9 protein-coding genes are annotated in these 5,815 nt (G+C 52.1%); all 9 read right to left on the reverse strand.

Going from position 1 to position 5,815, the window contains the following annotated elements; translation table 11 throughout:
* Positions 1-152: 152 nt before the first annotated feature.
* Positions 153-683 carry an SUKH-3 domain-containing protein gene (locus JIN85_RS19610; protein WP_200274039.1) on the reverse strand — a complete coding sequence of 177 codons (531 nt, stop codon included), beginning with the start codon at positions 681-683 and terminating at the stop codon, positions 153-155.
* Positions 684-1,065: 382 nt separating this feature from the next.
* Positions 1,066-1,611, reverse strand: a complete 546-nt coding sequence (locus JIN85_RS19615) for a hypothetical protein (RefSeq protein WP_200274041.1) — start codon at positions 1,609-1,611, stop codon at positions 1,066-1,068.
* Complete coding sequence (locus JIN85_RS19620) at positions 1,568-2,098, reverse strand: hypothetical protein (protein WP_200274043.1); 531 nt, start codon at positions 2,096-2,098, stop codon at positions 1,568-1,570. Before JIN85_RS19620 ends, JIN85_RS19615 begins: the two co-directional genes overlap by 44 nt.
* A gap of 57 nt (positions 2,099-2,155) precedes the next feature.
* The gene (locus JIN85_RS19625) at positions 2,156-2,596 is read right to left on the reverse strand and encodes a hypothetical protein (RefSeq protein WP_200274045.1); all 441 of its coding nucleotides are present in this window, start codon (positions 2,594-2,596) and stop codon (positions 2,156-2,158) included.
* A 79-nt stretch (positions 2,597-2,675) separates the two neighbouring features.
* Positions 2,676-3,098, reverse strand: a complete 423-nt coding sequence (locus JIN85_RS19630; protein ID WP_200274047.1) for a hypothetical protein — start codon at positions 3,096-3,098, stop codon at positions 2,676-2,678.
* A gap of 110 nt (positions 3,099-3,208) precedes the next feature.
* The gene (locus JIN85_RS19635) at positions 3,209-3,847 is read right to left on the reverse strand and encodes a hypothetical protein (protein WP_200274049.1); all 639 of its coding nucleotides are present in this window, start codon (positions 3,845-3,847) and stop codon (positions 3,209-3,211) included.
* A 78-nt stretch (positions 3,848-3,925) separates the two neighbouring features.
* Positions 3,926-4,372: a protein-tyrosine phosphatase family protein gene (locus JIN85_RS19640; RefSeq protein ID WP_200274051.1), complete on the reverse strand. Its 447-nt coding sequence runs from the start codon at positions 4,370-4,372 to the stop codon at positions 3,926-3,928.
* 112 nt (positions 4,373-4,484) lie between these two features.
* Positions 4,485-4,862, reverse strand: a complete 378-nt coding sequence (locus tag JIN85_RS19645; RefSeq protein ID WP_200274053.1) for a hypothetical protein — start codon at positions 4,860-4,862, stop codon at positions 4,485-4,487.
* Positions 4,863-4,968: 106 nt separating this feature from the next.
* The gene (locus JIN85_RS19650; protein WP_200274055.1) at positions 4,969-5,376 is read right to left on the reverse strand and encodes a hypothetical protein; all 408 of its coding nucleotides are present in this window, start codon (positions 5,374-5,376) and stop codon (positions 4,969-4,971) included.
* Between the last annotated feature and the right edge of the window lie 439 nt (positions 5,377-5,815).

Here is a 5,815-nt window from a genome sequence, read left to right on the forward strand (position 1 = left end):
GAAATCTCGCTTGGGTGGGTATGCGTTACTGCCGTGTGACAAAGCTGATGCATCACCATACTTGATTCGAAGATTCCACTGCGTGCCATCAAGGATGTTACCCCAGTTCGGTGCCTCGGCTTTGTTCGTCTTTGGATTTCTTAGGGGGAGGCTCATTCAGCATTTGGCAGGCTGTAATACCACGATTGCATTTCTGGAGTGTGACCAGGTGAAAAGATGCTGACAAGAAATCGATCGATGTCGGTCTCAATCATGTCGAGGCGTTGATCGCGCGGCGGCTCATCCCCGGTTGCTCCGTCGACATACACCCGCCCCGATACATCCATCAGCACACCAAGCCCGTCGTCCTCGAAAATATTCGTTCTACCGATGGGGAACAGTGGCTCACCAACAAGCTCTTCCAAAATCGCGAACGAGGAACACAAATGGTCATCAATGTAGCCGAATGAAATCAGCCTGCCGCCGCCTACGTGCAACCCACCGAACTCTGATATTACTATGGAGACTGCTGGCGGAAAGGCTCTGTCAAATCTCGCGACAAAGGAGTTAAGAAGTCCAGGCTCCCACGTCCGGCCTTCATGCCATCCAGCAGCGCGGAGAGGATTCAGGACAACGTTGGGGAATCGAGCGCCGAAATTCCCATTGGGCCGCAGAGTCTCAAAAAAGCGTTTCAGTATTTTCACGAGGGGCGGGGAATGTGTTTTCTGGCGCTTTGTTAGGCTCGTTATTTTTCATCTTCGACTTGCTGACATACTTCGCAGAGACCGCGCTCATCGAGATGCATGACAGGAAACATCTCCTCGAAACGAGCTTTCGGGATAGAAGCAGGCGTCTCTTCTTTTCTTCCATATTGCAGGCAGGCCGAGCACTGAAGAATCCACTTCGTGCAACGCGGGTCCGCTAGGAACCACTCAAGAGTTCGGGTTACGTCACGCATCTTTCTTCGCTTAACGTTATTGAGCACCGGACCGGCGGGAAGGAAGCCCGGATTCAAGGAATGACGTTGTCGCCGGTTCGGTGCCTCGACTTGTTCTGCAGATCTTCTTCATTGGAGTAAGCTGCAATCTAAGAAATCGACGGAATGCCGCGAATCCTCATGGCAAAATACGCTAGGATGAATGAAAGCCCGTAGACCCCCGACCTAAGAAATGGCTCGAACCAGAACATCGAGTGGTTGTCCGGACGAAGGAACTCAGCTTCCCTCAATGTAAAGCTGATGACAGTAAAGCCCACGCCAACGAGTGCCCAACGTGCGCTACAACGAAGGAAATAGACCGCGAGCAAGATGCAAAGGCAAACCGAGTCGAGGGCAAACGCCCACGAATAATCGACGCCAAGCTCTAGAAGTCCGCCAATCCCCATTTGGTCAACTATGCTGAGGACACCAAGGCACATCACCACCCAAACGTAAACCGCCGCGAAAATGGTGATGCCGGTAAAGACTCTTAGAACGCGCCCCATTATGACACGTCCCGCTGGCTGATAAAGTTGATCGTCATGTTGCTCGTATATATGCAGAACGTTAGAAGTGTGGCACAGCGGTGTCGAGCATCCAGAACGAAGTGAACTAGCGAGCTTGTCCGCCGTTGCCACCACTGGCTTGTTCTGCATGCTTTTTCAATTCCGCCAGGTCGAAGTCTATCGTGATTCGAATTTTGTTCCCCGTCTCTGGCTCGATCACAACATCGGAGTATTCCGCGATGTCGAATTCCTTCCCGGCTCCTGCACTACCTTTCCCAATGGCGACCCTGGGCAGCTTGTTAGCATCTGGAGGCAACCAAAAGCTTCTGTTGTTCAAAGGCTCCCGAGACCACGAATCTCGCCCCATACCTATGCTTGTGGACTCATTGAGAATACTGACATTCAAAATCGAAGGAACGCGAAACAAACGCTCATCTACCTCGTCGGCTCTCTCGGCAGGGTATGGGACTGCATTAATCAGCCTTGTGAAATTCTTTGCATAATACTCTACGCGCAAGAACTGATCCGGAAATTGGCTCTTGATTGATTTGGGTGAAGCATACTCTGGCACCGAACGCGAGCAACCGCATTGCGCACACGCCAAAGCTGTGATTAGAGCCAGATTTCGCATCTTCATTTTTGCAGAACGTTAGAGTGGTGGCGCGGCGGTGTCGAGCATCCAGAGCGAAGCGAACTAACGAGCTTGTCCGCCGTTGCCTGTCACATCTTGTTCTGCTTCTTCTATTCTGATTCGGGGAATTATCTCTTCCCCATGAACACGGACGTTTAGTGTGTCTTCGTGTTTCATCCAAAGCTTGGCTATCCTATGGACTCCATCCAATACCCATTCGCTCCCTTGGTAGTGAAGTAAATCAATCGGAAAGTCGATACATGCGTTCTGAATCCGTAGCGTTTGATGAGGCGCCCGTTCGGGGTATGCCATAACCTCACGAGGAGAAATATCAAACAGCATGCCTTGCTTGGGTAGCGACGACCAAAGAGGAAGATCGAGCAAATAGTCGAAATCTGCGATAGGTCTCTGAGTAATTACTGAAGCCTGCTCCCAAACTCGGCGAACATCCCAATTGAACGGGAGAATGTGTTCGGAAAGTTCCGGCGGGACATATTTCTTCATAATTATTTGCAGAACGTTCAAGCACACCAGAGCGTAGGTCTGGCGCGTGCCGTGCTCAAGCACGGAATATGACAGGCCATCAGGGCTTCGGTGCTGCGCCTTGTTCGGTCAATTGGTTAATTTCAACTTCTACCCGGTCAATCCCTCGGATCACGTAGTCCTCCATTCTGTAAATCCAGAGCTTCTCATCTCTTGGAGGCATGGAGAGCAGTTCTTCTTTGTTCAAAGTTCCGGACACTTCGATCAATTTTCCGTTCCACTTCCGAAATACTTCCGTTCCCGCATGCGTCGGTGACTCGAGCCAGATTTGGCCGTGTGGAGTAACTAGCAGCACAATGTTTGACTTCACCCCAAATTGAATCCAAGCGAGGCCTTGGACCCTCACCAACTCTCCATCGAACCGATCGTACAAATCAAGAGGGTCCGGTAGCGCTTGTGCTTGCGACTTACAGGGGAGGACCACTGCCAATAGCGCGAAAATCGTGATTGCCGGAATGTTCATTTCTAGACCGAACGTTAGAGCGGTGGCACGGCGGTGTCGAGCATCCTGAGCGTAGCGAACTAGCGACGTTGTCGCCGGTTGCATCCCACGGCTTGTTGGCTATGGCATTTTTAGGTGAGGCCATACGCTCCCTGAATCATCTGCGATACTCGATCACACTTGAACCAATCTACCACAACGTGGAAGCCGGTAAGCTCCTTGTCCCAGAATGCGTTGCCCAGCTTACTCTTCGCGAGTTCCTGGGAATTGCGCTCATAGTAGGAAAGGAGCGCCACGGTAGAGGTCTCGATCCGCTGGAGGAACGGGGTAACGTCCAAGCCCATCCGTGCGATCGAGCAAACGATCCCGTCAATGTCCCATCCGTCCTCTTCCCCAATCGCCGCTTGTAATGCAGCATGCAGGAAATCCGTCAGCGCGTCCAAGCGGTGTATAGGCCACTCTGAAGGGATGGTCTCGCCAATGGCGCGCGCCGTAATCTCAAGGTCAGGCCACCATCCGCCCTCCACGCATCCGATCTCGAGTATCCTTGGAAGGAAGTAGAGGTAATCCTCTGTGGAGCCTACCGTCAGAAACGCGGACTCTGAATAGGAAGCAAGCTCTCCGCCTGTGAGCTCACGGAGCGGCTTTGAGAGCAAAGTGCAGATATCCTTCTGATCAAGGCAACACGGACACCCATCGATCTTGGACGGCTTGGGGACATCGCCGAACGCAGCGTAGAGCGCTTCAAGGGTATCGGCGAGTGCGTCCATGGGTTTGTAGTCAACTCTCAGGCTGATCGCCGTCGGATGCGCTGCCTTGTTCGGTTAATTCTTGTTCGAACCGGACTATCAAAGAAAACCTGCTCTAAAACTGGTATCGTCACGTAGGAGCTTCGAGAATTCTTCGACAGAGATCTGCATACCTGTGCAACCAGTTGGCAAAGCCAGGACCTCCGCGTCGTCGCCCTCAAGTATCGGTATATCCAAACCATGCTTTGCCAGGCAAACTAACCCCATAATCCGAACGGCTGAATTGGAATCCTTAAGCATCGAACGAAACTTTTTTTCTTCTCCTTCTCCCGAAACCTTCTTGGCGAGAATATAAAAGGCATCTGGACTTGCTCCCACCCCCACTACTGATCCGCCAATTTGGTAAACTCCTTCATAAGAGGAAAGGTCTACGATCTCATTACGATAAGGAATTAAGTTCTCGGCAGGAGGGGCCAACTTGTTCTCGCTTTTGCAGCTTGCAAGGGACACACAAGCAACCAGTGCTGCGAATAGGCTTTTCATCATTTTCTTACCGAACGTATAAGGCCATCTGCGGCGGGATGAAAGCTTGAAAACCAACTCACGGGCTGATCGCCGTCGGATGCGCCGCCTTGTTCTGCCTCTTGGATTTCTGTGGCTAGAGACACTCGACCCCATAGAGAAACGCAAGCAACTCTCCCATTACCAGACGCCGATTACCGTCGAACTCAGCTACTTCAACTCGGTAGAATGTCGCCTGGTTCGGTGATGAATCAAACGAACGACCAGGCCGAGCAATCGCGTGCCAAGCCGATCCTCTGATATCTTTCTGAATGATCGGCGTTTTGAAAAGACGAACTACCAACGAGAAGTGGTCCCCCTCGGCACTGAGCTCTAGCCGTGTGAAGAGCATGCTGAGCGAACCAAGCAATATCATCGCGGCGATAGAGACGATCAAGCTACCAAATGCCATCGAATCAAACGGGAGGACAGCACCAATGAAGACTACAATCAGCGGCAAGACGAACGCGGTCATAATCACCAACGAAAGGCGGGGTCTAAATTGTCGTCTCAGCGATTCCATGTCTTGCAGAACGTTTGAAGTGTGGCACGGCGGGCGCAGACGTCCAGAGCGAAGCGAACTAGCGACTTTGCCCGCCGTTGCCACCACTGGCTTGTTCTGCCGGGGGTGTGCGGTTACAAAGCTTCTCTGTCTCTGGAAACCTGCCTTTTGGCCATCCTGGATAGCCCCAAAATTCATTTAGTGAGCCTGCGACGCTCGTGATGACCTCTGCTGGTTGCGCATGCAGGACAACTGCGTAGTCGGCATCTCCCCATTGCTTCAACAACTCGCCAAGAACCTCTATGTGCGTTTCAGCCCCCTCTCCCATTTGACTCCCATTCTTGGTGTATTCGAATAGTCGGGACAGCGCAATCGTGTTGCCGAGAGACGCCTTCGTCAGCGTGCTTCTGTAGTCAAATCCGTCGAACCGTCTCGCCTGATAATACACGCTGCCGCCTTCGTCAGGCCATGTGAGGATCTCCGTCACCCGCGGGGACGAATATTGCCGCACCGATGCAACTCATTAGGCGCCTATTCATTTTTGGCCGAACGTAATAGCTGTGGCAGCGGCGGAAAGGAAGTCCCGATTCAAAGTAGAGCGTTGTCGCCGCTTGCCACCAGCGGCTTGTTCGGCTTCTTTCGATTTTCTGTGTTCACTCCGTCACAAGCCTGGAAATCACACCAACCAAAAGTGGAGCGATAATGGGCATCAGAAGAATGAGTGCAGTGTGGATAATCCAATCAATCCTGGCAGCAGTATTCCGCCACGCACGATCCACCAAATCGCAATCATACCGTAGCCCACATAGGCAACCAGTCTCTGAATATTATCCGAACGTATAAGGCCATCTGCGGCGGGATGGAAGCATCAAAGTCAACTATCAGGCTGGTCGCCGTCGGATGTGCCGCCTTGTTCTGGATTGGCC

Origin of the sequence: Luteolibacter pohnpeiensis, from assembly GCF_016595435.1 — a bacterium.
Taxonomy (GTDB): domain Bacteria; phylum Verrucomicrobiota; class Verrucomicrobiia; order Verrucomicrobiales; family Akkermansiaceae; genus Luteolibacter; species Luteolibacter pohnpeiensis.